Annotated in this window: 22 protein-coding genes; 8 read left to right on the top strand and 14 right to left on the bottom strand. The window is 61.9% G+C overall.

Translation table 11 applies throughout. From position 1 onward, the window contains the following. Positions 1 to 59: 59 nt before the first annotated feature. The 4 genes from AQUI_RS0122085 to AQUI_RS0122100 form a co-directional block, all read right to left on the bottom strand. Positions 60 to 1,592 (bottom strand): acyl-CoA carboxylase subunit beta, encoded by a 1,533-nt coding sequence (locus tag AQUI_RS0122085; RefSeq protein ID WP_027259465.1) that lies wholly within the window; start codon positions 1,590 to 1,592, stop codon positions 60 to 62. 167 nt (positions 1,593 to 1,759) lie between these two features. After that, positions 1,760 to 2,995 carry a hypothetical protein gene (locus AQUI_RS0122090; RefSeq protein ID WP_027259466.1) on the bottom strand — a complete coding sequence of 412 codons (1,236 nt, stop codon included), beginning with the start codon at positions 2,993 to 2,995 and terminating at the stop codon, positions 1,760 to 1,762. 22 nt (positions 2,996 to 3,017) lie between these two features. Continuing rightward, positions 3,018 to 3,401 carry a hypothetical protein gene (locus AQUI_RS0122095; RefSeq protein WP_027259467.1) on the bottom strand — a complete coding sequence of 128 codons (384 nt, stop codon included), beginning with the start codon at positions 3,399 to 3,401 and terminating at the stop codon, positions 3,018 to 3,020. After that, complete coding sequence (locus tag AQUI_RS0122100) at positions 3,398 to 6,172, bottom strand: hypothetical protein (RefSeq protein WP_027259468.1); 2,775 nt, start codon at positions 6,170 to 6,172, stop codon at positions 3,398 to 3,400. Before AQUI_RS0122100 ends, AQUI_RS0122095 begins: the two co-directional genes overlap by 4 nt. A 182-nt stretch (positions 6,173 to 6,354) precedes the next feature. On the opposite strand from AQUI_RS0122100, the gene AQUI_RS0122105 reads away from it, so the two are divergent. The 3 genes from AQUI_RS0122105 to AQUI_RS30960 all read left to right on the top strand — a co-directional run bounded on the left by AQUI_RS0122105 (position 6,355) and on the right by AQUI_RS30960 (position 9,241). Then, positions 6,355 to 7,566, top strand: a complete 1,212-nt coding sequence (locus tag AQUI_RS0122105; RefSeq protein WP_027259469.1) for a multidrug effflux MFS transporter — start codon at positions 6,355 to 6,357, stop codon at positions 7,564 to 7,566. A gap of 75 nt (positions 7,567 to 7,641) precedes the next feature. Continuing rightward, positions 7,642 to 9,030, top strand: coding sequence for a helix-turn-helix domain-containing protein (locus tag AQUI_RS0122110; RefSeq protein ID WP_027259470.1), 1,389 nt, complete (start codon positions 7,642 to 7,644; stop codon positions 9,028 to 9,030). A gap of 25 nt (positions 9,031 to 9,055) precedes the next feature. Next, a complete protein-coding gene (locus tag AQUI_RS30960) occupies positions 9,056 to 9,241 on the top strand; it encodes a hypothetical protein (protein WP_156916900.1) in 186 nt (61 codons plus the stop codon). 33 nt (positions 9,242 to 9,274) lie between these two features. On the opposite strand, the gene AQUI_RS0122115 is transcribed toward AQUI_RS30960, so the two are convergent. The 5 genes from AQUI_RS0122115 to AQUI_RS0122140 form a co-directional block, all read right to left on the bottom strand. After that, positions 9,275 to 9,514 (bottom strand): HP1242/YdcH family protein, encoded by a 240-nt coding sequence (locus AQUI_RS0122115; RefSeq protein WP_027259471.1) that lies wholly within the window; start codon positions 9,512 to 9,514, stop codon positions 9,275 to 9,277. Positions 9,515 to 9,698: 184 nt separating this feature from the next. After that, entirely contained in the window at positions 9,699 to 11,354 is a 1,656-nt protein-coding gene (gene betA, locus AQUI_RS0122125) for a choline dehydrogenase (protein WP_027259472.1), read from the bottom strand. Positions 11,355 to 11,565: 211 nt separating this feature from the next. Continuing rightward, positions 11,566 to 13,023 (bottom strand): betaine-aldehyde dehydrogenase, encoded by a 1,458-nt coding sequence (betB, locus tag AQUI_RS0122130; protein ID WP_027259473.1) that lies wholly within the window; start codon positions 13,021 to 13,023, stop codon positions 11,566 to 11,568. A gap of 61 nt (positions 13,024 to 13,084) precedes the next feature. Next, the gene (gene betC, locus AQUI_RS0122135; protein WP_027259474.1) at positions 13,085 to 14,593 is read right to left on the bottom strand and encodes a choline-sulfatase; all 1,509 of its coding nucleotides are present in this window, start codon (positions 14,591 to 14,593) and stop codon (positions 13,085 to 13,087) included. Positions 14,594 to 14,718: 125 nt separating this feature from the next. After that, positions 14,719 to 15,927: a choline transporter gene (locus AQUI_RS0122140; protein ID WP_027259475.1), complete on the bottom strand. Its 1,209-nt coding sequence runs from the start codon at positions 15,925 to 15,927 to the stop codon at positions 14,719 to 14,721. 159 nt (positions 15,928 to 16,086) lie between these two features. Here AQUI_RS0122140 and betI point away from each other — a divergent pair, with 159 nt between their 5' ends. Then, the gene (gene betI, locus AQUI_RS0122145) at positions 16,087 to 16,662 is read left to right on the top strand and encodes a choline-binding transcriptional repressor BetI (protein WP_027259476.1); all 576 of its coding nucleotides are present in this window, start codon (positions 16,087 to 16,089) and stop codon (positions 16,660 to 16,662) included. Positions 16,663 to 16,665: 3 nt separating this feature from the next. On the opposite strand, the gene AQUI_RS0122150 is transcribed toward betI, so the two are convergent. The 4 genes from AQUI_RS0122150 to AQUI_RS0122165 form a co-directional block, all read right to left on the bottom strand. Continuing rightward, positions 16,666 to 17,694, bottom strand: a complete 1,029-nt coding sequence (locus tag AQUI_RS0122150) for a DUF1036 domain-containing protein (protein WP_027259477.1) — start codon at positions 17,692 to 17,694, stop codon at positions 16,666 to 16,668. 66 nt (positions 17,695 to 17,760) lie between these two features. Further along, the gene (locus AQUI_RS0122155) at positions 17,761 to 18,621 is read right to left on the bottom strand and encodes a DMT family transporter (protein WP_027259478.1); all 861 of its coding nucleotides are present in this window, start codon (positions 18,619 to 18,621) and stop codon (positions 17,761 to 17,763) included. Between the two features lie 110 nt (positions 18,622 to 18,731). Further along, positions 18,732 to 19,676: a pirin family protein gene (locus tag AQUI_RS0122160; RefSeq protein ID WP_027259479.1), complete on the bottom strand. Its 945-nt coding sequence runs from the start codon at positions 19,674 to 19,676 to the stop codon at positions 18,732 to 18,734. Between the two features lie 84 nt (positions 19,677 to 19,760). Further along, positions 19,761 to 20,363, bottom strand: coding sequence for a LysE/ArgO family amino acid transporter (locus AQUI_RS0122165; RefSeq protein ID WP_027259480.1), 603 nt, complete (start codon positions 20,361 to 20,363; stop codon positions 19,761 to 19,763). An 89-nt stretch (positions 20,364 to 20,452) separates the two neighbouring features. Here AQUI_RS0122165 and AQUI_RS0122170 point away from each other — a divergent pair, with 89 nt between their 5' ends. The 4 genes from AQUI_RS0122170 to AQUI_RS29470 all read left to right on the top strand — a co-directional run bounded on the left by AQUI_RS0122170 (position 20,453) and on the right by AQUI_RS29470 (position 24,061). Further along, a complete protein-coding gene (locus AQUI_RS0122170; protein ID WP_027259481.1) occupies positions 20,453 to 21,337 on the top strand; it encodes a LysR family transcriptional regulator ArgP in 885 nt (294 codons plus the stop codon). Between the two features lie 16 nt (positions 21,338 to 21,353). Then, positions 21,354 to 22,046 (top strand): nitroreductase family protein, encoded by a 693-nt coding sequence (locus AQUI_RS0122175; RefSeq protein WP_027259482.1) that lies wholly within the window; start codon positions 21,354 to 21,356, stop codon positions 22,044 to 22,046. 88 nt (positions 22,047 to 22,134) lie between these two features. Then, positions 22,135 to 22,971, top strand: a complete 837-nt coding sequence (locus tag AQUI_RS0122180; RefSeq protein ID WP_035920437.1) for a COG3904 family protein — start codon at positions 22,135 to 22,137, stop codon at positions 22,969 to 22,971. A gap of 88 nt (positions 22,972 to 23,059) precedes the next feature. After that, positions 23,060 to 24,061 carry a DUF1036 domain-containing protein gene (locus tag AQUI_RS29470; RefSeq protein WP_051371959.1) on the top strand — a complete coding sequence of 334 codons (1,002 nt, stop codon included), beginning with the start codon at positions 23,060 to 23,062 and terminating at the stop codon, positions 24,059 to 24,061. Positions 24,062 to 24,211: 150 nt separating this feature from the next. Here the strand turns inward: AQUI_RS29470 and AQUI_RS0122190 are convergent, their stop codons facing one another. Further along, positions 24,212 to 24,952: a YebC/PmpR family DNA-binding transcriptional regulator gene (locus AQUI_RS0122190; RefSeq protein ID WP_027259484.1), complete on the bottom strand. Its 741-nt coding sequence runs from the start codon at positions 24,950 to 24,952 to the stop codon at positions 24,212 to 24,214. Positions 24,953 to 24,997 lie beyond the last annotated feature (45 nt).

The following is a 24,997-nucleotide window of genomic DNA, read 5'->3' on the forward strand; positions in this document are numbered from 1 at the left end:
TTCTGGTCAAAAATACCTTCGGGGGTGCGGGGGCAGACAGCCCCCGCTCAACATTTGCCTCACAGCGGAATGTTGTCGTGCTTTTTCCACGGGTTTTTCAGCTGCTTGCCGCGCAAAGATGCAAACGCGCGGGAAACGCGGCGGCGGGTGGACTGGGGCATGATCACCTCGTCGATGAAGCCGCGTTCCGCCGCCACAAAGGGGTTGGCGAAGCGGTCCTCATAGTCCTTGGCGTGTGCCGCGATCTTGTCTGCGTCTTGGAGGTCGGCGCGGTGGATGATCTCGGTTGCGCCCTTGGCACCCATCACCGCGATTTCGGCGGTCGGCCAGGCATAGTTGAAATCGCCGCGCAGGTGCTTGGAGGCCATCACGTCATAGGCGCCGCCATAAGCCTTGCGGGTGATCACGGTGACCTTGGGCACTGTGGCTTCGCCGTAGGCAAACAGCAGCTTGGCCCCGTGTTTGATAACACCGCCGTATTCCTGGGAAGTGCCCGGCAGGAAGCCCGGCACGTCCACAAAGGTCAGGATCGGAATTTCGAAACAGTCGCAGAAGCGCACGAAGCGCGCGGCCTTGCGGGACGAGTCGATGTCGAGGCAGCCCGCCAGCACCATCGGCTGGTTGGCAACGATGCCGACGGTCTGACCTTCAAGGCGGATGAAGCCAGTGATGATGTTCTTGGCGAAATCTTCCTGGATCTCGTAAAAGTCACCCTCGTCCGCAACTTTGGTGATCAGCTCCTTCATGTCGTAGGGGCTGTTGGGGTTATCCGGGATCAGAGTGTCGAGGCTGGTCTCGATCCGGCCAGGTTCATCAAAGAACGGGCGCACCGGGGGCTTTTCACGGTTGTTCAGCGGCAGGAAGTCGACCAGGCGGCGGACTTCGGCGAGCGCCTCGACGTCGTTTTCAAAGGCACCATCCGCGACTGAGGATTTTTTGGTGTGAGTCGATGCACCGCCCAGCTCCTCAGCAGTCACCACCTCATTGGTCACGGTTTTCACCACGTCGGGACCGGTCACGAACATGTAGGACGTGTCTTTGACCATGAAGATGAAATCGGTCATCGCCGGGGAATAGACCGCACCGCCCGCGCACGGCCCCATGATGACAGAGATCTGCGGGATCACGCCGGAGGCCATGATGTTGCGCTGGAAAATCTCGGCGTAGCCCGCAAGCGCATCGACGCCTTCCTGGATCCGAGCGCCGCCGGAATCGTTGATGCCGATCACCGGCGCGCCGTTCTGCACGGCCATATCCATGATCTTGCAGATCTTCTGGGCATGGGTCGCCGAGACCGAGCCGCCCAGAACGGTAAAGTCCTGGGAGAAAACATAGACCTGGCGGCCATTGATGGTGCCCCAGCCGGTGACAACGCCGTCGCCTGCGGGTTTGTTGTCTTCCATGCCGAAATCGGTGCAGCGGTGGCTGATGAACATGTCGAACTCTTCAAAGCTGTCTTCGTCCAGCAACAGTTCGATCCGTTCGCGGGCTGTCAGTTTGCCGCGCCCGTGCTGCGCATCAATGCGACGCTGGCCGCCGCCCAGCCGCGCGTCCTGCCGGCGGTCTTCCAGCTCGGAAAGGATGTCTTTCATGGCACATGTCCCCTGTAGATTTCACCGGGACCATATATTGCGCTGCAGCGAAGCCAAAGAACATTATCGCAAATTTGCAAATCGTTTGCATACGCAGGGTGCAAACCAGTAAACTAGCAAAGTTTCAGCTCGGATACCGGCCCCTCCCAGGGGCCGGATGAGCAGCGTCAGGCGGCTTTGGCGATCTCGGCCATCTGCCGCAGGGCATTGGTCAGCGGCGTTTTGACCGGGGCCTTAACGCCAAAGGGGTTGTCTTCGACCATGGCGATCACCGGGTCGTCCTTGAGGAACTTCAGGTAGGCGGCGATCTGGGCCAGCAGGGCCTGCGCGGCCTTTTTGCGGGCGTCGCCAGTGGCTGATTTCATTTCGAACAGCGCCTTCATCAGCGCGGTCTGGTTGCCGTCCGTGACACCTGCAAGACCGGCATCGGCGATTTGCGCCAGTACCGGGTGGTTCTGGGATTTCAGCGCGTCCTGCAGGCCGGAAACACCGCGGTCCACGCCCTCCTTGGCGGCCTGCCAGATTTCCATTGGATCCATCGCAGGCTGGTCCGTCTCCGCCGGAGCCTCAATCGCTTTGATCAGCGCTTTGAGCCCCTCCGCAGCCTCGGGCAGCGCGCCGGATTTCAGACTGGCCGCGATGGTGCGGGCCTGTTCGGCCAAAGGCGCCGCCTGTTCCGGTGGCAGGGCTTTAAGCTTGGCCGCCTGAGCGGTCAGCAGCTTGCCCAGTTTCGCGGCCTGTTCGGATTGGGCCGGGTCTGCAGGCGGCGGTTTGGGTTGTCCGCCCAGTTTGGCAAGCGCCGCCTCAAGCCGGTCCAGCCGCGCGGCGCAAGCGTCGAGATCGCCCTGGCCCAGCAATTTCACGCTGGCTTTGATTTCCGGGGCGAGCTTGCCCGCCAAGTCCGGATTGCCCAGCGCCTTGACCGCCTCAGCCGCCGCTGCGATGCGGGTTTTCAAGGCTGCAGCAGCGCCTGCATCAGGCGTGTTTTCCTCGGCGGGAGAGATTTCAGGGCTGGTCCCTGCGGTGTCGTCGTCGTCATCCGGCAGGCTGTCTTCGTCGATGACGCCGCCGTCCGGGCCGACAAGCACCGGCTTGAACTTGACCATGCCCTCCTTCATGAACTTTTTCTTCAGCTGCTTGACGATGCCCTTCAGCGGCTTTTCCGGCTGCAGGAGAACTTCGTTTTCCTCAACCCGCAGGGTGCCAAAGCAGGATTTCTTGATCCCCGGCGCCCTTTTCAGATCGCCGCGCAGCACCTTGCCGGGCTTGCGCAGGTCGATCATCAGCCCGCAGTCTTCCGGCTTGCCCGCAAGGCCGAAGGCAAACGGCAGCTCCTTGCCGGAGGCCTTGGCCTTTTTCAGAAGTTTCAGGACGGCGTCCGCGTCAAAAGCCTGGTCAGGCATGGCAGGTCTCCTAAGCTGGCTCCTAGCTGGCGGTGCCGGTGAAGGCGTCCCAGTCCTCAGCGCTCATTTCCACAAAGTCGAGATCGGCCTCGTCGCCCGGCTCGGACAGCGGCTGGTCGGGCCAGATCATCCCGTAAGCACGGCGGAACAGCGCCTGCAGTTCGGCATCGTCAAAGGGGTATTGCTGACCTGCGAACTGGCCGATGCGCCCCGCAGGGCTGGCGATCAGCGAGTCCAGCGCCAGCCGCAGCCAGTCGAGGTTGCCCTCCTTGTAGGCGCGTTTGTGCATGCTGCGGATGTCGGCATCGAACTGGGCCAGATCAGCCATCGGATCGGGCGCGTTCACCGCCCGGCCCATGGTCAGCAGCCGCAGGTAGCCCGCGATCAGTTCCTTGCGGATTTTCATGGGATCATGTTCCCCGGATTGCCATTGGTGTAGGTCTTGGTTTCGTTGTCCCAGCCATCAGCGACCGGGTATTGCTGCATCATCACCCAGCGGCCCGGTATTTTGGCCGGTGCGGCGCCGTGCCGGGTGGTGTATTTCGCCCCATAGTCGGCGTTATCCTGCGCCTTCTCCTCGCCGTAGACCGTCGCAGGATCGGGATGGTCTGTGGTTTCCGCCGGCAGCGGTTCCGGCTCCCAGATGAAGTTCACATAGGCGCGGGTCAGGCCCTCGACCTCCTCGAAGCTTTCATAGGTCTTGTCGGCGACCGGCTCGCCGCTGTCGTCGGAGCGCACCTGTTTCTTTTGGCCGATATAGGCCTTGTCGATGGGGCGGCCGTGCTCGACGGTGAAATCGGCGCTTTCGTCGGGATCAGTCAGCGGATCCCCGGTGAAGGTCATTTCGGTTTCAGTGATATCAACACCCTTGGCCAGCGCTGCCTCGGCGGCAATCTCGCGGCCTGCCAGCCAGTCCTGCGGGCTGTGAAACTTGGAAGATGCGCCTGTGTAGGAGCGTTCGTCGTCGGAATGCGCATTGGGCGGCTTGCCGGTTTTCAGGCGGATGATCAGGTCCTCGTCGCTGACGTCCGGGCCGTGGCGGTCCAGCGAATGGCCGGCGTTGCTGCCGACACCGTCCAGCATTTCATAGGCTTCCGCCGCTTCATTGCTCAGCCCCTTGAGGTCGGTGCGGATACCGTCAAAGGCGGTCTTGGCCTTTTCAAAGTCCGGCTTCTTTGCCTCATCCTCAGCAGAGGAGACCCGGATCTCCAGCGGATCCAGTTTTTCTGCCTCCAAGCCCGCGCGTTTAAGTGCTCCGATGATACCCTGCACCTGGAAGCGGGCGGTGGCCATCGGTTTGACCGTCGTCAGCAGCTTTTCATACGTGTCCAGCATCAGGAAGGCGTCGCCGTATTCCTTGTCTGTTCCGGCACGGTCCTTGGCCGCCTGCAGGGCTTCGTCCAGTTTGCCCTCTGCGGCCGGCAGTTTGAGGTATTTCTTGGTCCGATCGTGCTGTTTTTCGACCTTGGCCAGCTTGGCGCGGTAATCCGCCATGGCCAGCACCAGATCCATGAAGTCGGTGCCATCCAGAACTGCCTGCAGATCACCTGCAGCTTTGGCTGGATCACCGCCGCGGGCTGTGAGTTCCGCGGCCTTGACCGCGTCATCCAGCGTGTCCTTCAGAGCATCCGCGTCGCCGGGCAGCACTGCAAGCAGATCTTCGGCGGCCTGTTTGGCGGTCAGATAGGCCGGCATTGCGCGCAAGAGCGCCAGCGCAGCAGGCACAGCAGCAATGGCTTCTGGGTATTTCTGCGCCGTAATGGCATCCGTCACTGGTTTCAGGAAATCATATCCCGCAGCGCCTGGGTGCCGGGCCAGGATCTGCGCCATCTCGCGCCGGTCATCCACCGCTTTTTCAAGCTGGAACAGCTGATTAAGCTTGACGTGATACTGCGGCGCGCCGGTTTTCTTGTCGAAATTATCCGCATCGGCCAGCAGTTTATGCGCGTCCCAGGTGGTGGTCAGGTCGCTCAGCTCCGGCTCGGTCAGGACCTTTTTCAGGGCGTCGTATTTCTTTTCCAGCGCTTTGACGATCTGTTTGGAATGGCTCTTGCGCATCAGGGCACGGTTGGCCTTTTCCCAGGCCTTCAGGTCCGCCTGCGCGCCTGCGGGATCATTGGTGCCCTTGAACTTCTGCTTGGTGTCCGCAGCGGCCAAAGCATTGCGGAACCCTTCGTCTGCCCGCAGGGAGCCGTCAAAGCCGCGCATGTAGCGGGCCAGTTTGCCGCGGTCCTTGGAGCTGTAGTCGATCAGCTCCTGAAGCATCACTTTGGCCTCGCCGAACTTCTGATCCTTATAGGCTTTCTTCTTGGCGTTCTTCAGGTGGTTGCGGAAATCCCTGGCGTCCGGCACCGAGCTGACGAGGATAAACTCGCAGCGGTCATGGGTTTTCGCCATGTAGTCGTCCATCAGCGCCGCAAAGCTGAGCGCCACTGCCAGATCATCCTCATCGCCCAGGTTGGTTTTCCAGGCCTCAAGCGCCGACTTGGCGGCGCCGAAATCCCCGGCCTTGGAATGTCCGGCCGCGGTTTTCATCTTTGCGCTGCGGTCGGTTTCGGCGGCGTCCTTGGTGCCATCGGTCATCGGATTGATCAGCGACAGCGTGGCGTGCGTCCAATTGCCGAAGAAGAGGCCGTATTTATTGGCGTCTTCCGCCTTGGCGGCAATATCCTTTGCCGCCGCCTCCACCGCCTCGAAATCGGTGTCCGTGACGTCGGCAGCCATGGATTTTTGCGCGGCCTTGATCAGGCCCTCCACATAAGCGAAGGCGCCCTGATCCAGACTGCCGCGCACCGATGCAAACTTATCCTCTGCTGCGGCCAGGGCGGTCTGTGCCTTGTCCCGCGCCGCCGCAACGGCCAGCTGGGCGGCAATCTGGCTGGCCAGATCGGAGATATCGCTGTCAATCTTGTCAAAAGCGTCCGCCTCAGCCGCGCTGAGGATTTCCTTTTTCAGCGCCTTGCGCCCGCCGGCCAGACTGCGCCGCGCACCTGAGCTGAGATCAGCGGGGACGGAAATCTTGTTCAGTTCCGACAGAGCCGCCGTGCGCCGCAGCTCCAGCGCCTCATCACCGGGATCAGGGAGGTCCGGCATATCCCAGGCCTTGAGGCTGTAAAACCGTTCGGCCCATTTCCGGATATCCGGATTGTTGGCAAGCGGATCAGGGGTATTGGCCATGTGCCACCTCAACAGATTTAAAGGCCGGGCCTTCGGGAAACGCGGGAAAAAATGGAGTGCTTAAGCAACCATAGGTGAGGCGTTGAATTTCATGCAAGTGTCTTTTGACGCTGCGGCAACCTTACGCCCAGCCGCGCAGAGGACTGATGGACAAGGGCGGCGGACTGCTCTAACCGGATGGTATGTCCACATATAATTCCCGCGTGTCCGGCCAGCGGACGCCTCCGCGCATTTTCACCCTGATCCTGCTTGCCGGGCTGTCGGCGCTTGGCATGAACCTGCATCTGCCGTCGCTGGCGGGGATGGCCGAGTATTATGCGGTCGATTACCGGGTGATGCAGCTGTCAGTGGCGCTGTATCTGGCGGGCAATGCGGTGGTGCAGATCTTTGTCGGGCCGATCTCGGACCAGATGGGGCGGCGGCCGGTGATCCTGGTCAGCATCGTGCTGTTCCTGCTGGCAACCCTGGGCTGCATCTATGCGCCGACAGCCGAGGCCTTCCTGCTGTTTCGCATCGCACAGACGGTGGTGGCCGCCACCATGGTGCTGAGCCGCGCCGCGGTGCGCGATATGTATGACACCAACCAGGCCGCCAGCATGATCGGCTATGTCACCATGGGCATGGCAATCGTGCCGATGATCGGTCCCGCAATCGGCGGTTTCCTGGATCAGTGGATGGGCTGGCAAGCCAACTTCTGGCTGCTGTTTCTGGTGGGTGCGGCGACGCTGGCCATCACCTTCACCGATTTCGGAGAGACCGCCCATAAAAGCGGCAAGACGCTGATGGCCCAGTTCCGTGAATATCCGGAGCTGCTGCGTTCGCCCCGGTTCTGGGGGTATTCACTATCCTCGGGCCTCGCGTCTGGCGCCTTCTTTGCTTACTTGGGCGGCGCGCCCTTTGTCGGCACCGAGGTCTATGGGCTGAGCACGGCAGAGCTGGGGGTCTATTTCTCCACCCCGGCGGTGGGGTACTTTGCTGGCAACTTCCTATCCGGACGGTTTTCCACCCGGATCGGGGTCAACCGCATGGTGCTGTGGGGCTGTATAATTAATGGCGGCGGGGTACTGCTGTCGCTGCTGATCGCGATGGGCCGGGCGGATACGGTTTATACCTTCTTCGGACTGATGTGCTTTGTCGGATTGGGCAACGGCATGGCGATCCCCAATGCGACCGCAGGCGCGATTTCGGTGCGGCCGCATCTGGCAGGCACAGCATCGGGCCTCAGCGGCGCGATCATGATCGGTGCGGGTGCCGCGCTCAGCGCCTTTGCGGGCATGCTGCTGGTGCCGGGATCAACCGCGGTGCCGCTGCTGGCGATCATGTTCGCCACTGCCATCTGCGGGCTGGTGGCAATCCTGCTGGTGGTCTGGCGGGAGCGGCAGATCGGCGCATAACGCCTGCCGCCGGCTTGCGGGTGCGGGTTTGCAATTATACCATTCGCAAGGATTAGATTTGCAAAGGTACGCCCCATGGCCACCCAGAAACTATACGCCGGCGCCAAGCTGCGCGAAATGCGGCAGCGGCTGGAGCTGACGCAAAAGGATTTTGCGGCCAAGCTGGGGGTCTCCCTGCCCTATCTGAACCAGATGGAGAACAACAACCGCCCGGTGTCGACCACGGTGGTGCTGGCGCTGGCACAGGAATTCGGCATGGATGTGACCGAGCTGAGCGCGGGCGACAGCGAGCGGCTGGTCAGCGACATGCGCGAGGCGATGGCGGATCCGGTCTTTGCCGATGACGCGCCGCCGCTGGCGGATCTGCGGCTGACCGCCTCCAACGCGCCGGCTTTGGCCCGCGCATTTCTGTCGCTGCACCGCGCCTACCGGCAAACCCATGAACGGTTGGCCTCGCTGGATGAGGCGCTGGGGCGGGAGGATGCGCGCATTCAGGCCAGCCCTTGGGAAGAGGTTCGGGATTTCTTCCACTACTGCGACAACTACATCGATGCGGTGGACCACGCGGCAGAGCATTTTGCCGCCACCAGCGATATTCGCGCCGCCGCGGTGGCCGAGCTGGAGCGCGGCGGCGTGACCGTGCGCCAGTCCGAAATGGAAGGCTTGCGCAGTTTTGATGCGGAGACAGGCGTGCTGTATCTGTCCAACCGCTCAGCACCGCAGACGCAGCTGTTTCAGATGCTGCTGCAGGTGGCGCTGCTGCGCCAGAATGCGCTGCTGGAAGCGACACTGGATTTTGCAAAGTTCCAGAGCGAAGAGGCCCGCGCCATCGCCAAGATCGGCCTTGCCAACTATTTCGCCGGAGCCGCGCTGATGCCCTATGGGCGCTTTCTGGAGGCAGCACAGGCCTGCCGTCATGATCTGGAGCTGCTGGCGATCCGCTTTGGCGCCTCGATTGAGCAAATCTCGCACCGGCTGTCGACCCTGCAGCGGCCCGGCGCCAAGGGGGTGCCGTTCTTTTTCGTGCGGGTTGATCAGGCCGGCACGATCACCAAGCGGCACTCGGCGACGCGGCTGCAGTTTGCCCGTTTCGGCGGCGCCTGCCCGCTGTGGAACGTGCACCGGGCGTTTGAGACCCCGGGCCGGTTCCTGCGCCAGCTGGCAGAGACGCCGGACGGGGTGCGCTATATCTCGCTGGCGCGGGATGTGTCGAAACCGGGCGGCTCGTTCGGGTCACCAGTGCGGCGCTATGCGATTGCGCTGGGATGCGAGGTGCGCCACGCGGATGCGCTGGTCTATGCGGACGGAATGGATGTGAGCCAGGACAGCGCCTATGAGCCAATCGGCATTTCCTGCCGGATCTGCGAGCGCAAGGACTGCCACCAGCGCTCGGTTCCGCCGCTGGAGCGGCGGCTGACAATCAACACGGACCAGCGCGGTGTGCTGCCGTATGAGGTGAGCTGAGGGCGACTGAAGGCGCAATTTTCTTATGAAGAAAATTGCCAAATATTTTCAGAAAATCCTTGGCGCCGGACGCCTGCTCGTGGGATGGCGCCGCTACGCTGGTGGCTGCCGCTTTATACCAGCAAAGCATATGCGCCAATGCCGCGCCAACGGCTTCGTCCGTGTCTGCCAAGCGGCCAAAGGCATTTACAAGAGAGAGGGGTATCGTTGATACCCCTCCTCCTACTCTGACCATTCACAGCCTTCACGCCTTCGACAAGATGCTCCAGATCTCGTCCTTCAGCGCGGCCCGTTGTTTGCGCAGGCCGGTTTCGGCATCAGCACTCACCGGTTCCACGTTGGTTTCCGCCCGGTGCACGGCGCGGTTCACCGCATGGTATTCGTCCGACAGCTTGGCGAAATGGGCATCTGCCTGTTTCAGCTGACTGATCTGCGCGGCCTTTTCAGGGAATTCTTCGGCCAGTTCATGGGGGGTATTGGACACCTGCTCGCTCCTTTTCCTAGGGTCGGTTGCAGGTTATGCCCAGCGCTGCCCCGCCACTTTGACGCGGATCAAAAGATGCGGCGGCCACGCTGATTTTCAGGCCTGATTTCAAGCCGGAATTTCAAAAAATAAGCCGCCCGCACAACGGGGAGGTGGCGGGCGGCTTGCTGGCAGCGCAACAGGATCAGCGTTGCGCCTGGCGCCAGTTCGGGTTGAACCACGGTTCTGCGTTCGAGGACGGCAGGCGGCGGCCCAGAATGTGGTCCGACGCCTTCTCGCCGGTCATGATCGAGGGGCCGTTGAGGTTGCCGTTGGTGATGCGCGGGAAGATCGAGCTGTCGGCAACCCGCAGGCCCTCGACACCGATCACCCGGCATTCCGGATCGACCACGGACATCGGATCATCCACGGCGCCCATCTTGCAGGTGCCGCAGGGGTGATAGGCGCTTTCCACATGCTCGCGAATGAAGCCGTCCAGCTCCTCGTCGGATTGCAGCGCATCGCCGGGCTGGATCTCGTGCTTGAGGAAGGGCTTCATCGCTTCCTGACCGAAGATCTCACGCGTCAGGCGGATGCATTTGCGGAAGTCGATCCAGTCCTGTTCGGTAGACATGTAGTTGAACAGGATGTTTGGCGCGTCTTTCGGATCTGCGGAGTTCAGCGTGACTTCGCCGCGCGAACCGGAGCGCATCGGGCCGACATGGGCCTGGAAGCCATGGCCCTCAGCCGCGGCCTGACCGTCATAGCGGACGGCAATCGGCAGGAAGTGATACATGATATCCGGGTAGTCCACCCCCTTGCCAGACCGGACAAAGGCGGCGCTTTCGAACTGGTTCGAGGCGCCAAGGCCGGTCTTGGTGAAAAGCCACTGCGCCCCTACCAGCGCCTTGCCAAACAGGTTCCAGTATTTGAACAAGGTGATCGGCTGTTTGCAGGCGAACTGGAAATAGAATTCCAGGTGGTCCTGCAGGTTCTGGCCCACGCCGGGGCGGTCGGCAACCACCTCGATGCCGTGTTCGGCCAGATGTTTCGCCGGGCCGATGCCGGAAAGCATCAGCATCTTGGGGGAATTCAGCGAGGAGGCGGCCAGGATCACTTCGGTATTGGCGCGGATCACTTCAACCTTGCCGCCGCGTTCAACCTCGACCCCGACGGCGCGGCCGTCCTCGATCACCACTTTGCGGGCGAAGGCGCGGATCAGGTTGCAGTTCTCACGTTTCAGCGCCGGGCGCAGATAGGCGTTGGCGGCGGACCAGCGCTGACCCTTGTAGACCGTCATCTCCATCGGGCCGAAACCTTCCTGCTGCTCGCCGTTGTAGTCGGAGGTGACCGGGTAGCCCGCCTGCGCGCCTGCGTTGACGAAGGCGTCATGCAGCGGGTTGTCGCGGGGACCGCGGGTCACATGCAGCGGGCCGTCGGTGCCGCGCCAGTCCGGGTCGCCGCCATGGCCGCGGTCATTCCAGGTTTCCATGCGTTTGAAGTACGGCAGCACGTCGGCGTAGGACCAGCCGGCCGCGCCGCTGTCGGCCCAGTGGTTGTAGTCGCCGGCGTGGCCGCGCACATAGACCATGCCGTTGATCGAGGAGGAGCCGCCGATCACCTTGCCGCGCGGGCAGACCAGCTCGCGTCCGCCCAGATGCGGCTCGGGCTGGGATTTGTAGCCCCAGTCGTAAAGCGGCATGTTCATCGGGTAGCTGAGCGCGCCCGGCATCTGGATGAACGGCCCGGCATCGGTGCCGCCGTGTTCGATCACCAGAACCTTTTTGCCGGCCTCCGACAGCCGGTAGGCCATGGCACAGCCGGCAGACCCGGCCCCGACAATCACATAATCCGCGTTCATTTCTTCTCTCCATTGCGGATTCGGGTTGGGTCAAGGATGCCTTGGGCACTGCGCCTTGGCGCGGCTTGTCCTTGAGACATCCCGAATCTGCCTCATCATTGTTCTGGTCTGCTGAGGACGCAAAGCACCCTCAGCAGACCTCTCAGCAAGCCCTTCCCTCTTGCCCTTTTGGGCAACGGGGCGGGTGGGTGGGCGTTGCCCAAAAGGGCAATCAGAACGCCGCTTCGACATCGCCCATGCGGACGTAGACGGATTTCACCTGGCTGAAGTGCTTGATCGCCTCTTTCGAGTTCTCGCGGCCAACACCGGACGCCTTCACGCCGCCAAACGGCGCCTCAACCGGGGCGTCATTGTAGGAGTTGATGAAACAGCTGCCGGCCTCAAGGTTGCCGATCACACGGTGGGCGCGGGTGAAATCCTTGGTGAACACGCCAGCGGACAGGCCGAATTCGGTGTCGTTGGCGCGGGCAACGACTTCTTCTTCGGTTTCGAAGTCCAGAACGGACATCACCGGGCCAAAGATTTCTTCGCGGGCGATGGTCATGTCGTCGGTCACATCGGCGAAAACTGTGGGCTCAATGAAGTAGCCGTCCATGTCCGCACGGTTGCCGCCGCAGATCAGGCGGGCGCCTTCTTCCTTGCCCTTCTCGACGTAGCCCAGCACGATGTTCATCTGGTTCTCGGTCACCATCGGGCCAAAGCTGGTGGCCTCGTCCATCGGGTCGCCCAGGATAGCGTTGCCAGTGCGTTCGGCCAGACGGGCGAGGAATTTTTCCTTGATGCCTTTCTGCACAAACACGCGGGTACCGTTGGAGCAGACCTGGCCGGAGGAGTAGAAGTTGCCGTTGATGGCGCCGCCGACAGCGTTGTCGATGTCGGCGTCGTCAAAGATGATCAGCGGCGACTTGCCACCCAGCTCCATGGTGACGTGCTTCATGCCTTCGGCGGCTGCGGCATAAACCTTCTTGCCGGTCGGGACCGAGCCGGTGAGCGAGACCTTGTCGACGCGCGGATCGGTGACCAGTGCGCCGCCAACCTCGCCCATGCCCTGAACGACGTTGAACACGCCTGCGGGGGCCCCGGCCTCAATCAGGATTTCTGCCACTTTCAAGGCGCAGAGCGGTGTGGTCTCGGACGGCTTGAACACCATCGAGTTGCCGCAGGCCAGCGCCGGGGCGCCTTTCCAGCAGGCAATCTGGGTCGGGTAGTTCCAGGCGCCGATGCCGACGCAAAGGCCTAGCGCTTCGCGCTTGGTGTAGACCCAGTCCTCGCCCAGCGGGATGTGTTCGCCGGTGAGGGAGGCTGCGAGACCGCCGAAATATTCCAGCGCGTCGGCGCCGGAGGTGGCGTCGGCCACCAGGGTTTCCTGCAGCGGTTTGCCGGTGTCGTAGGTTTCCAGCACGCTGAGGTCGTGGTTGCGTTCGCGCATGATGTCGGCGGCGCGGCGCAGGATGCGGCCGCGCTCGGTGCCGGTCATTTTCGCCCATGCTTTCTGGGCTTCTTTCGCGGTGGACAGCGCCAGCTCCACGATCGCCGGGGTGGCGGCGTAGACGGTGGCGATCTGCGCGCCGGTGGCGGCATAGATCACCGGGATCGGAGTGCCTGCAGTGTCTTCGACGTATTCGCCATTGATGAAATGGCTGGCTTCAGGTTGAGCGGGATGAGTCATGATTTTATGCCTCCGGCGGGGATATTTTCAGCAAGAGGAAGATGCTGAGCGGGTGTGAGGGTTATTCACCGCGGGGAAAGCGCTTGCTTTCCTCGAGGGTGTCGAGATTCATGTGGTTGCGCATGTAGCGCTCGGAGGCCTTTTGCAGCGGCTGGTAGTCCCAGGGGTAGTAGCCGCCCTGGCGCAGGGCCTCGTAGACGACCCAGCGGCGGGCCTGGCTGGCGCGGACCTCTGCGTCGAAGGTCTCCAGGTTCCAGCGGGCCTCGGATTTGGCGCGCAGGGTTTCCAGCGTGCCAGCATGAGCCGGGTCATCCGCCAGATTGGTCAGTTCGTGCGGGTCGGCCTCCAGATCGAACAACTGATCGGGGTCCAGGGCGCAGCGGTTGTACTTCCACTTGCCATAGCGGAGCGACACCAGCGGCGCATAGGACGCCTCAGCCGCGTATTCCACGGCGACCGGTTCGGTCCGTTCGGTCCCAGTGGCCAGCGGAACCAGGTTCTGGCCGTCGGTCCAGGGTTCGATTTCAGCCATGCCGACACCGGCCAGCGCGCCCAGCGTCGGGGTCACGTCCAAGGTGGAGACAGGGGTTTCAATCAGGCCCGCAGGCAGGTCCGGCGCCGAGATCATCAGCGGCACGCGGGAGGAACCGTCATAGAAGCTCATCTTGAACCACAGGCCGCGCTCGCCCAGCATGTCGCCGTGATCGGAGACAAACAGGATGACCGCCTCCTGCCGGGTGGTTTCAAGCACGTTCAGGATCTCGCCGATCTTGTCGTCCAGATAGGAGATATTGGCGAAATAGGCGCGGCGGGAGCGTTTGATGTCCTCTTCGCTGATGTCGAAGCTGCGCCAGTCGTTGGCGTCAAAGATCCGCTGGGCGTGCGGGTCGTGGTCCTCGTATGCCATGGCCGGGACTTCGGGCAGCAGGTGCTCGCAATCCTCATAGAGATCCCAGTACTTGCGGCGGGCCACATAGGGGTCGTGCGGATGGGTGAAGCTGACGGTCAGCGCCCAGGGACGGTCGTCCAGGCCGCGCGACAGCTCATAGAGTTTCGCGGTGGCGTTATAGGCCACCTCGTCGTCATACTCCATCTGGTTGGAGGTTTCGGCGACCCCTGCCCCGGTGACCGAACCCATGTTGTGATACCACCAGTCGATCCGCTCGCCCGGCTTGCGGTAGTCCGGGGTCCAGCCGAAATCAGCCGGGTAGATGTCGGTGGTCAGGCGGTCCTCAAACCCGTGCATCTGGTCGGGGCCGACAAAATGCATCTTGCCGCTGAGGCAAGTGTAATAGCCCGCGCGGCGCAAGTGGTGGGCGTAGGTCGGGATGTCGCTGCGGAATTCAGCCGCGTTGTCATAGACGCCGGTGCGCGACGGCAGCTGGCCGGACATGAAGGAGGCGCGGCCCGGCGCGCACAGGGGCGACGCAGTATAGGCGTTGGCGAAACGGGTCGAACGCTCCGCCAGTTTCTTGAGGTTCGGAGCATGCAGCCAGTCGGCGGGGCCGTCCGGGAAGAGTGTCCCATTCAATTGGTCAACCATCAGGATCAGGATATTCGGGGCACTCATCGCGGACCTCCCAGTATAAAGCGATGTTTCTTCGAAAGGCGCCCGGCAGGCCCTCAGGCACCGCCAGGCAGTTGGTGGCTGGCCCCAACATTCGGGGAAACACGGAACCAGCCGGGAGACCGCCCTTAGTGGGCAGTCTTGATCTTTTCAAAGTCGAGCGTGTTTTCCTCGGGCGAGGCATCAATGCTCATCACTTCGCTGCGCTTGAACAGCACAATGTAGCCAAGGCAGGCGACATAGATGCCGATTACCACGGTGCCGATCCATTGGATCTGCAGCCACTGGCTTTGGAAAGCCAGGGTCAGGCCGAAGAGCACAACCGCGTTGCCAACAACGTACGGAATGGTGCCGAAACGCTTGGCCGACAAGTTCAGGTTGTCGGTGTACAGGCGGATCAGCGAGTCAAAGGAGTTGACCACGAAGATGATGCCCACCGCGACCATGGAGACGTTGATCAGCAGCGTCGTCTCGATGCTGTTCAGGTGGTAATAGTACAGCACCGAGAACCACACACCCAGCGGGATCGACGGGAAGATCAGCAGTGCTGCCAGCACCTGCCAGGTGCGCAGGCCGCCGACAAAGCGGGAGGTGAATTGGCCGATCATGATCGACCATGCGAACCACCAGAACAGGTAGAACTCATGATAGTCGGTCAGCGGCAGGATGAACTTGTGGATGTTGCCGAAGTAGCCGCCGATGTTGGAGGCAGTGTCGGCAAAGGCGCCCAGGCCCATGCCCGCATAGGCCCACATGCCCAGGATCAGTGCCAGGAACAGCGCGGTGGAGCCGACCGACAGGATACGCACGTATTTGATGTCGGTGGAAGAGAAGGCGGCAAACAGGATCACCAGGAAGGTGATGACATAGAATTCCGGGATCACGCTCTCACCGTCGCCCAGGAACGTGGCGTAATACGGCAGGTAGATCAGGAACAGCGCGCCGGTGAAGGCGCAGGTCCCGATGATCACAATGTTGTTGATCCATTTCACCAGCGGGATCTCAAAGAACTTCACCCGCGGCTCAACCACGCAGAAGTAGAAGGTGGTGAGGAAGTAGAAGCCCCAGATCAAAAAGCCCCAAAAGCCGAATTCCAGCGCCAGCGGGTTGGTGAACCCATAGGCGGGTTCTGCCGCGGTGTCGGCATAAAGCGGGAAGTCCCAGGCCAGCGGGAACATGATCAGGCCGACGTCCAGGCCCGAGGTGAACAGAATTGCGATGAAGGTGAACAAGTGGACCGGGGTCACGCCGACATTGCGGACGTTCCACCACTTGATCACGCAGAACACCACCAGCGCAAAGGCCAGCAGAATCCCGAATGAAATGATTGAAGTCATATGTCCCTCCCATTTCCAGGCGGTTCCCGCCCTAAGACATGGGACGGGTACATATCACAGCACACTGAAGCGCCAAACAGTTTTTTAAACAGTCATTCAAGATTTAAAATCGTGCTAACAACAGTTGAAACGGCGCCCCAATTGCCGCACAACTTTATCATGAGCAGGAAACGCATCCGGGATATCCGCAACGAAGAGCTGATCGAAGCCACTATCGTTGCGGTGCATGAACGCGGTTACGGTGTTGTAACCATGGCGGAAATCGCCAGGGAGGCCGGCGCTTCGGCGGCTTCGATAAACTATTATTTCGGCTCCAAGGAAGGGCTGATGGAAGCCACTATGCTGCATCTTCTAGGCAAGCTGCGGCGGGCAATGGCGGTTGGCTATGCCACCGCACGCACCCCGCGCGACCGGCTTTATGCAGTGATGGATGCGAATTTTGCCGACGACCTGTTCACCGTGCCCCAGTGCAGTATCTGGATGCAGTTCTGGGCAAATGCCCCCTATTCGCCCCGGCTGAGCCGTCTGCACCGAATCAACCGCGCCCGGGTGCGCAGCCATGTCCTGGCCGAGTTGCGAGCGCTGCTGCCGGGCGGACAGCTGGAAACCGCCCGCCAGGCGCTGCAATGCTATATGGACGGGGTCTGGCTGCAGGCCGCGCAGTCGGAAGATCCGCTGAACCCCAAGGCCGCGCGTGCCGCAGCACATCTGGTTGTGGATCTTGTGATCCCTTAAGGCTTAGCCGCCAGGCATCCGTTCGTAGTCCAGCCGGGTTCCGCGTGGCAAATATATGAGGGTCATCCCGTCGCGGGTCAGAGAATTGATCTGATAACACAGTCTGGTGCCGCTCTGGCTGTCCCAGGCCATCAGGAAGTCACCCGTAAACCCCATGCCGCGGCAGCTTTGCTGGATCGTGACAAACTCCGGGGTCATTTCCCTTCCGCCGTAACGTACCTGGCGCACGGCGCCGGAAATGGCAAACCGGTCCTTTGGATTTTGCACGGACCGCCACTCTCCCTGCATGTGCTGCAGCATCTTGTCGAACCGGTTCGGGACGCGCGGCGTTACGCTGTGCAACTCCAGCTCTGCAAAGGAGCCGAAACGGGTGATTATCTCACCGTCAATTTTCAGCGGGGTGCCGCGCACCAGCCCCAGCAGGAAGGTGAAGACCGGATCGGAGATCCGGACCTTGCCCACGGCACCGATCTCCATGCCGCCGCCAACAAAGCTGCAGGTGACGGCGCCCGGGCTTTTTTGCTGCTCGCAGCCTTGGAAGACCACCTCAGCGGCGTAGTGAAACTCGTCTTCTGTTGCATCATGCCCGTCCCCGGCGGCAGCCACCGCGGCCTTCCGGCGCTCGGGCTTCGATCGGGTACTAAGCTGGATCTGCTGTTGGTCAGGTCCCGTGACAGCCTTGGCAAACCCCTGCTCGGCATAGCCCTGCGTGGAGCAATCGCTGCCGTCCTCAATCCGGAACCGGCCTTGGCCTGTGCAGAAGCGCACACTGTCGTCGCGGAAACCGTATCCGGGGCTTTCGGCGCGGAAGTAGAAGAACCGGCCCTGATACCCTTCGGGGACCGGCTCGACGCAGGCTCCCGGGGCCAGCTGCTGCCAACCCTTCACCACCCAGCGGCCATCGGCCCGCAGAGTGACGGCCAATTGATGCAAGGCCTCCGTATCGTTGCAGATACTGGTGCCGGCCTGGGCGGCCGGCAGATCAAAAAGGGCCGCCAGCAGCAATGCCGTGGGCCAAAGCCAATTCGCCATGCGCGGTCTCCGACAGCATCAGGAAGAGCGGGAGATTACTCCGGGTTTGTAACATCCATAAGACGATCAAACACCAGCCGCATTACTGGAAGGTGTAAGAGCCTTCTTTTTTGTTCTGGCTTCACGCCAAGAAATGAAACTGACAGCAGCCAGGATCAGCCCGCCGCCGGACATCACCCAGATGTCAGCCGGCTCACCAAACGCCAGGGCGCCAAGCAGCGTCGCCCAGATCAACTGCAAGAAAGTGACTGGCTGCGTCACCGCCACAGGCGCCGCAGCAAAAGCGAGCGTCATGGTGTAGTGGCCCGCGGTAGCAAAGCAGGCGACCCCGAACAAAATTGCAAGCTCGGCCAGCGTGGGCGTCACCCAGGCCGCCAGGGCAAAGGGGGCCAGGCCCAGAGTGACAAAGACCGACAGCATGCCGACCACAACCGCCGGGCTGTTGCTGCCGACAGTAAACTTGGCGATCAGGTAAGAGGCCCCGAAGGACACGGCGGTGAACAGCATGGCGATATGGCCGGGCGAGACCTCGCGGAAGCCCGGGCGCAGAATGATCATCGCACCGATCAGGGCCACGGCAATTGCCGATATCCGGCGGAAAGCCAGCTTTTCCCCCAGAAACAGCGCCGCCCCCAGGGTGACATAGACCGGCGACAGGTAGTTCATCGCAGTAACCTCGGCCAGCGGGATCTGGGTCATGGCGTAAAACCACAGGATAACTCCCGCCGAATGCACCACGCCGCGGCCTGCAAACAGTGCCCAAAGCCGCGGGGTCAGCCGCGCCCGGCGCAAGGCCCCGGCCATCGGGATCAGAAACACCAGCCCCAGCAAGTACCGCAGAAAGGCGCTTTCGGCGGGCGGGATGCGGGTGCCGAGATGCTTGACCAGCGCCGTCACCGCCACAAAGCAAAGGCCGGTGACAACCATCCAGAACACCCCTCGGAGCGGGTTTTGCATGGTTTGGTCGGATTTGACGGATTGGGACATGGCCGGACAGAACACCCGTTCGGGCGGCGGCGCAAGGCTTCACATGTGAATTATTTCCGCTTCTCCGGCAACGGGGTGAATTCCTCATCATCGCCAGGCGGCAGCTGGAAGCGGCCTTGCTGCCAGTCGCCAGCGGCCCAGGCGGACTTGGCATCTTCGATCCGGTCGCGGGAGGAGGCGACGAAATTCCACCAGATATAGCGCGGACCGTTCAGCGTCTCCCCGCCCAGCGCCATCAGCCGGGCGCCCTCGGCACCCGCGGTCACGGTGATCTCGTCACCGGGCCGGAACACCATCATGCGGCCGGCCTCAAATGTTTCACCGGCGATTTCGACCGATCCTTGCGTGACATACAGCCCCCGGTCCTCGTGATCCGAGGGCAGCGGCAGCTTGGCACCCGCCTGCAGCACCGCATCCGCATAAAAGGTTTCGGAATAAAGTGTTGCAGGGGCTTTCTCACCCCAGGCAGTGCCGAGGATCAGGCGCACGGCCTTGCCCTCGCCTTCCAACAGCGGCAGTGCGTCCTTGCCGTGGTGTTCAAAGGCGGCGGGCGTGTCTTCGTGGCTGTCGGGCAGCGCAATCCAGGTCTGGATGCCGAACAGGCTGCTTGGGTTCTGGCGGGTCGTGGCCGAGGTGCGTTCGGAATGGGTGACGCCCTCGCCTGCCACCATCCAGTTCACCTCGCCCGGATAGATCATCTGGTGGGTGCCCAGGGAATCGCGGTGTTCGAATTCGCCCTGATAGAGGTAAGTCACTGTGCCAAGGCCGATATGCGGGTGCGGGCGCACGTCGATGCCCTGCCCGGTCAGGAATTCTGCAGGTCCGGCCTGATCGAAGAAGATGAACGGCCCGACCATCTGGCGGCGCGGTGCGGGTAAGGCGCGGCGGACCTCAAATCCGCCGAGGTCGCGGGCGCGCGGGATGATCACCGTCTCGATAGCGTCAAGGCTGCCCGCATCGGGGCATTGAGGTTCCAGTGCCGGGTTCCAGCTCATCCTTCTCTCCTGTTGGCGGCTTCAGAAGGAAGGTAGCGTTTTTTTGCGCAGGCGTTAGGGCGGCCTGTGCACAGAGGCTGTTCGTCACATCAGCAGCAGCTTCAGCGCAATCGCCCACATGGTCAGGCCGACAATGGCGTCCAGCACTTGCCAAGCACGCGGGCGGGCAAAGACCGGAGCCAGCAGGCTGGCGCCATAGCCGAGCGTGAAGAAGAAGGTGAAGCTGGCAATGGCAGCGCCGGCGGCAAAGACCAGCGGCTCGGGGTATTGTGCCGAGATCGAACCAAGGAGAACAACTGTATCTAGGTAGACATGCGGGTTCAGCCAGGTCAGTGCCAGAACCGTCGCCAGCACCGGCAGCAGAGCAGCACCTGCGCCCTCGCCCGCCGTGTCCAGGGTTTCGCCGCCCTGCCATGCGCTGCGCAGGGCACGGGCGCCGTACCAAAGCAGGAAAGCCGCACCGCCAAGCCGCATCGCCTGTTCGAACCACGGCACTGCCAGCGCCAGCGAGCCAAAGCCAAGGACACCTGCGGTGATAAGCAGCGCATCAGAGCCGGCACAGGTGAGGCAGATCCAGAATACATGCTGGCGCCGCAGCCCCTGGCGCAGGACAAAGGCATTCTGGGCGCCGATCGCCATGATCAGGCTGAGGCCAAGGGCAAATCCGGCAAGCAGGCTGGGGGGCATCACGGTCTCCATTGTTGTGCTGTGGTTTGACTAATGCCCGCCGTGGCTTTAATCCAGTTAAAGAACTTTACGCCAGATTAGAGTTGCTAATGCAGATGGATCCCAGCCAACTCGCCGCATTGAGCACGGTGCTGCGCCTTGGCAGTTTTGAGGCGGCGGCGCATTCCTTGCTCGTGACACCCTCGGCCATTTCGCAGCGGATCAAAGCGCTAGAGGACCGTATCGGCACTGCGCTGGTGCTGCGCGGGTCGCCTTGCACCGGGACGGGAGCGGGATTGCGGATAGCCAAACATGCCGAGGACATCGGCTTGCTGGAGGCGCAGCTGGCGCGTGAGCTATCTTTGGAGGCGGGCCACGGCCCGGTGCGGTTGCGGGTCGCGGTCAATGCCGACAGCCTGGCCAGTTGGTTCATCGAGGCAATGGCAGAGGTGGACGGGGTATTGTTCGACCTTTTGGTGGATGATCAGGACCACAGCGCGGAGTGGCTGAAACGGGGAGAGGTTTCGGCGGCGGTGACCGCCAGTTCCAAGCCCGTGACCGGGTTTGATGCCTATCCGCTGGGCACGCTGAACTATGTGGCAACCGCCAGTCCGGACTTCATGGCGCGCTGGTTTCCGAAGAGGGTGACGCCGGAGGCTGCCGCCTGCGCGCCCTGCCTGATCTTCAACGCAAAGGACAATCTGCAGCGGCTGTGGCTGGAGCGGAATGTGGCGCCGCAGCTGGCCCCGCCCGCCCATTACCTGCCCTCAACCCATGCCTTCATTGATGCCGCCGCGGCGGGTCTGGGCTGGGGCATGAACCCGCTGGCCATGGTCGCAGAGGATATCCGCAGCGGGCGGCTGGTGCCGCTGATCCCGGATACCGCACTGCCTGTGCCCCTGACCTGGCAAGTGGCGCGGGTGATGGCCCCTGCCCTTGCGGAGGTGACCCGCGCGGTGCAGAAATCTGCTAGGCAGTATTTGACGCAAAGCTAAACAGGAAAGCCCGCCGATGTTTTCAAAAGACACCTTGAGCTATGATCCGCTGCCCTTGCCGGACAGTGCGGGGTATTCCGACGCTGAAATGCTGGAAAAGGCGGCGGAATTCCTGGCCCATATGCGACGGCGGCATACGGTGCGGGACTTTACGGATCAGCCGGTGCCGCGGGAGGTGATCGAAACATGTATCCGCGCCGCCGGCACGGCACCCTCGGGGGCCAATCACCAGCCTTGGTTCTTTGCCGCGATCGCCAATCCCGAGCTGAAAGCACAGATCCGCGCCACGGCTGAGGAAGAGGAGAAGAAGTTCTACGCCGGCGGTGCTGGCGATGAATGGATCAAGGCGCTGGAGCCGATCGGCACCAATGCCGACAAGCCGCATCTGACAACCGCGCCCTGGCTGATCGTGGTCTTTGCCCAGCGCTGGGGCGCCTTTGAGGACGGCAGCCGTTACAAGAACTATTATGTGCCGGAAAGCGTGAATATTGCCACCGGCCTTCTGTTGACGGCGCTGCATACGGCCGGGCTGTGCACTTTGACCCACACACCGAACCCGATGAAGTTCCTGAATGGCGCCTTGGGCCGCCCGGCATCGGAAAAACCGACGATGATCATCGCCGTGGGCCATCCGGCAGAGGACGCGACCGTGCCATCCGTGGCCAAGCTGAAAAAACCGCTGGAGGAGATTTCGGCATTTTTAGAGTAACCCCGGCCGCCGGCACCCGGAAAATTCCAATTTTCCGGCCAATTTTCTTGCAAGAAAATTGTGCCGCCTGCGGCGGGCGGTGCGGCTGATGCCCGCGCCTGCCTCCTTGCACCGCAGCCTGGGCCTGCAAGTGCTGCTGCCGCGCGCAGGGATTGTGCTGATCTGGCTGGCGCTGAACCAATGGGTTCGCCTGCCGGTGCCGCTGGTCTTTATTCTGATGGCGGCGGACGGGTTGTTTCTGCTGTGGCAGGCCCGTGCCTTTCTGCTAAGCGCTGATGCGCATGTACGCAGCACCGGGGCGATGGCCCCAGTCTGGGGTGGTTATCTGGTGCTGCTGTTTGCGGGTTTCACCGCGATCACCCTGTGGTGGGATGCGCAGTTGATCGCCCGGACGGAGGAGGAACCCAATTATGCCGAACAGCGGCGGCAGGCGCGCGAAGCGCTTTACAGGCTGACAGTTTCCAATGACGGCCGTGCGCTGATATTTGAAGGTGAGATCACCTTTGGTCTCACGCGGCGGATTGCGCAGATGGCCAGCCAGCACCCCGGCCTGCATCGAATGACCCTGACCAGCCCCGGCGGTCTGATTGCCGAGGCCCGGGGCGCTGCCAGACTGATCCGCGAACACGGTTTTGCCACCCGTGCAGAAGGTTTGTGTGCTTCAGCTTGCACATTAATGTTCGCAGCCGGCCCCCGGCGCAGCCTCGGCGGGGACGGACAGCTTGGTTTTCACAGCTATGCTTTGCAGTTCGAAAGCGGCCTGCCGCAGATAGACCTGGAAAGGGAGCAGGAAAAGGACCGCGCCTTTCTGTTGCAGCAAGGGGTGAGCGCCGAGTTTGCAAACAGGGTCTTTGCCATCCCCCACCGGGAGATATGGATACCGGATGCCACGGCCCTGCGAATTGGCGGTGTCGTCACCGATTGACCGGCCAGCCGCCGTGCAACCGGGTTTTTCTTGCCGCCTCCGCCATTGCCCCCTAGCGTTTCAGCCAGCAACCGAGGGACATTTTTGCATGAAGCATATTCTAATTGCTGCGGGCCTGGGGCTGGCAGCACTGCCTGCTTTTGCCGGGCTGGAGGTCTGCAACAAAGCCGGGCAAAGCCTGAGTCTGGCCATCGGCTATTCCAGCGACGGAGATTGGGTTTCGGAAGGCTGGTGGAACATTCCGGCGGGGGCGTGCAAAACGCCGGTCAGCGGTGATTTGAAGAAACGTTATTATTATTACCGGGCCAATGCATCGGGCAGGGCTTTTGCCAGCGGTGATTACACATTCTGCACATCATCTGAGCCTTTTACCATTCACGGCGACACCCAATGCGGTCCGCGCGGGTATGAGACGCAGGGGTTTCGCAAGCTGGACACCGGCGAAACCGCCACGCATTTCACTCTGACACTGAATGCTGCGGCTGAAACGTCGGCCAAACAGGCCCCGGCCCAGCCGCAAGGCAGCACGCCGGGCACCTTTGGCGAGCCCTATTCGGACAATGTGACCCTGCAGGGCTGTTCCTCCGAAAGCCAGCGGGAGTGCAGTTTCCACGCTGGCGGCACCAAGTTCTTTGTTCGCGATGACGGGCGCACGCCGCAGTTTGTCTTTTCGGTCATGGAAACGCTGGACACCGGCACGCCAATGACAGTGGAGGGCGATCTGGAAGCGGTTTACGACCGGACCGCGGATGTTGTGCTGCGGGATGTCTCGGTGCGGTCATGGAACGAACATGACGGTCTGCTGAACAAGCTGCAGGGGCACTGGTATTCGGAGGACGATCCCAATGTGCAGTTTACCGTTCTGGGGGCGGAGCGGGACAACAGCTATGACGGTGCCTATGCCGGGCGGGACTATCTGGCCGTCTCGGAGCAGTGTTTCAATTTCGAGGGCGGCGGGCCATATCTCTATGCCCGCGAGGAAGAGACCGGCGAGGACTACTGCTATGTGATCGACTATGTGGATCACCTGGAGCTGACGCTGATGTATCTGCCGCGCGGCAATATCCTGCGCTACCGCAAGCTGGACTGACCCTGGCACAGCTTGAGGGAGGGGGCGCTGCCCCTTCGGCTTTGCGGCCTCACCCCCGCGGTACCTAAGATCAGAAAGAAGCAGCGGCCGCCGGACAAAAGAAAGGCCCGCCGGGCTGGCGGGCCTAGAGCATAAAACAACAGCAGCGGCTTAAAGCTGCGCCATGACCTCGTCGGAAGCTTCAAAGTTGGTGGTGACGCGCTGCACGTCGTCATCGTCCTCCAGCGCATCAACCAGCTTCATCAGCTTTTGCATGCCTTCGAGATCCAGCTCGGTGGTGGTGCCCGGTTTCCAGACCAGCTTGGTGCTCTCGGATTCACCCAGCTCCGCTTCCAATGCGTTCGACACATCGTTGAGGTCGGTATCGGCGCAATAGATGATATGGCCGTCCTCGGAGCTTTCGACATCTTCGGCGCCGGCTTCGATGGCGGCCATCATCACGGTGTCGGCGTCGCCAGCGGCAGCCGGATAGGTGACTTCACCCTTGCGGTCGAACATAAAACCGACCGAACCGGTCTCGCCCAGATTGCCGCCGTTCTTGGAGAAGGTGGAGCGGACGTTGGAGGCGGTGCGGTTCTTGTTGTCGGTCATCGTCTCGACGATCACCGCAACGCCGTTAGGACCATAGCCCTCGTAACGGATTTCGTCATAGTTTTCAGCGTCGCCGCCCACGGCCTTCTTGATCGCGCGGTCAATCACGTCCTTGGGGACGGACTGCGATTTTGCTTCCTTGACGGCCAGGCGCAGGCGCGGGTTCTTGTCGGGATCAGGGTCGCCCATCTTGGCGGCCACGGTGATCTCCTTGGCCAGCTTGGAAAACAGTTTCGACCGCGCCGCGTCCTGACGGCCTTTGCGGTGCTGAATGTTTGCCCATTTTGAATGGCCTGCCATGGTGCATCCTTGCTGCTGAATATCTGAATTGGCGCTCATATAGCC

The sequence above is a fragment of the Leisingera aquimarina DSM 24565 genome, assembly GCF_000473165.1.
GTDB classification, from domain to species: Bacteria; Pseudomonadota; Alphaproteobacteria; order Rhodobacterales; family Rhodobacteraceae; genus Leisingera; species Leisingera aquimarina.

Excerpts from the sequence above, each read along its gene's own strand:
- AQUI_RS0122085 (WP_027259465.1), bottom strand. The coding sequence starts at position 1,592 with ATGAAAGACATCCTTTCCGAGCTGGAAGACCGCCGGCAGGACGCGCGG.
- AQUI_RS0122090 (WP_027259466.1), bottom strand. The coding sequence starts at position 2,995 with ATGCCTGACCAGGCTTTTGACGCGGACGCCGTCCTGAAACTTCTGAAA.
- AQUI_RS0122095 (WP_027259467.1), bottom strand. The coding sequence starts at position 3,401 with ATGAAAATCCGCAAGGAACTGATCGCGGGCTACCTGCGGCTGCTGACC.
- AQUI_RS0122100 (WP_027259468.1), bottom strand. The coding sequence starts at position 6,172 with ATGGCCAATACCCCTGATCCGCTTGCCAACAATCCGGATATCCGGAAA.
- AQUI_RS0122105 (WP_027259469.1), top strand. The coding sequence starts at position 6,355 with ATGTCCACATATAATTCCCGCGTGTCCGGCCAGCGGACGCCTCCGCGC.
- AQUI_RS0122110 (WP_027259470.1), top strand. The coding sequence starts at position 7,642 with ATGGCCACCCAGAAACTATACGCCGGCGCCAAGCTGCGCGAAATGCGG.
- AQUI_RS30960 (WP_156916900.1), top strand. The coding sequence starts at position 9,056 with ATGAAGAAAATTGCCAAATATTTTCAGAAAATCCTTGGCGCCGGACGC.
- betA (WP_027259472.1), bottom strand. The coding sequence starts at position 11,354 with ATGAACGCGGATTATGTGATTGTCGGGGCCGGGTCTGCCGGCTGTGCC.
- betB (WP_027259473.1), bottom strand. The coding sequence starts at position 13,023 with ATGACTCATCCCGCTCAACCTGAAGCCAGCCATTTCATCAATGGCGAA.
- betC (WP_027259474.1), bottom strand. The coding sequence starts at position 14,593 with ATGAGTGCCCCGAATATCCTGATCCTGATGGTTGACCAATTGAATGGG.
- AQUI_RS0122140 (WP_027259475.1), bottom strand. The coding sequence starts at position 15,927 with ATGACTTCAATCATTTCATTCGGGATTCTGCTGGCCTTTGCGCTGGTG.
- betI (WP_027259476.1), top strand. The coding sequence starts at position 16,087 with ATGAGCAGGAAACGCATCCGGGATATCCGCAACGAAGAGCTGATCGAA.
- AQUI_RS0122150 (WP_027259477.1), bottom strand. The coding sequence starts at position 17,694 with ATGGCGAATTGGCTTTGGCCCACGGCATTGCTGCTGGCGGCCCTTTTT.
- AQUI_RS0122155 (WP_027259478.1), bottom strand. The coding sequence starts at position 18,621 with ATGGTTGTCACCGGCCTTTGCTTTGTGGCGGTGACGGCGCTGGTCAAG.
- AQUI_RS0122160 (WP_027259479.1), bottom strand. The coding sequence starts at position 19,676 with ATGAGCTGGAACCCGGCACTGGAACCTCAATGCCCCGATGCGGGCAGC.
- AQUI_RS0122165 (WP_027259480.1), bottom strand. The coding sequence starts at position 20,363 with ATGCCCCCCAGCCTGCTTGCCGGATTTGCCCTTGGCCTCAGCCTGATC.
- AQUI_RS0122170 (WP_027259481.1), top strand. The coding sequence starts at position 20,453 with ATGCAGATGGATCCCAGCCAACTCGCCGCATTGAGCACGGTGCTGCGC.
- AQUI_RS0122175 (WP_027259482.1), top strand. The coding sequence starts at position 21,354 with ATGTTTTCAAAAGACACCTTGAGCTATGATCCGCTGCCCTTGCCGGAC.
- AQUI_RS0122180 (WP_035920437.1), top strand. The coding sequence starts at position 22,135 with ATGCCCGCGCCTGCCTCCTTGCACCGCAGCCTGGGCCTGCAAGTGCTG.
- AQUI_RS29470 (WP_051371959.1), top strand. The coding sequence starts at position 23,060 with ATGAAGCATATTCTAATTGCTGCGGGCCTGGGGCTGGCAGCACTGCCT.
- AQUI_RS0122190 (WP_027259484.1), bottom strand. The coding sequence starts at position 24,952 with ATGGCAGGCCATTCAAAATGGGCAAACATTCAGCACCGCAAAGGCCGT.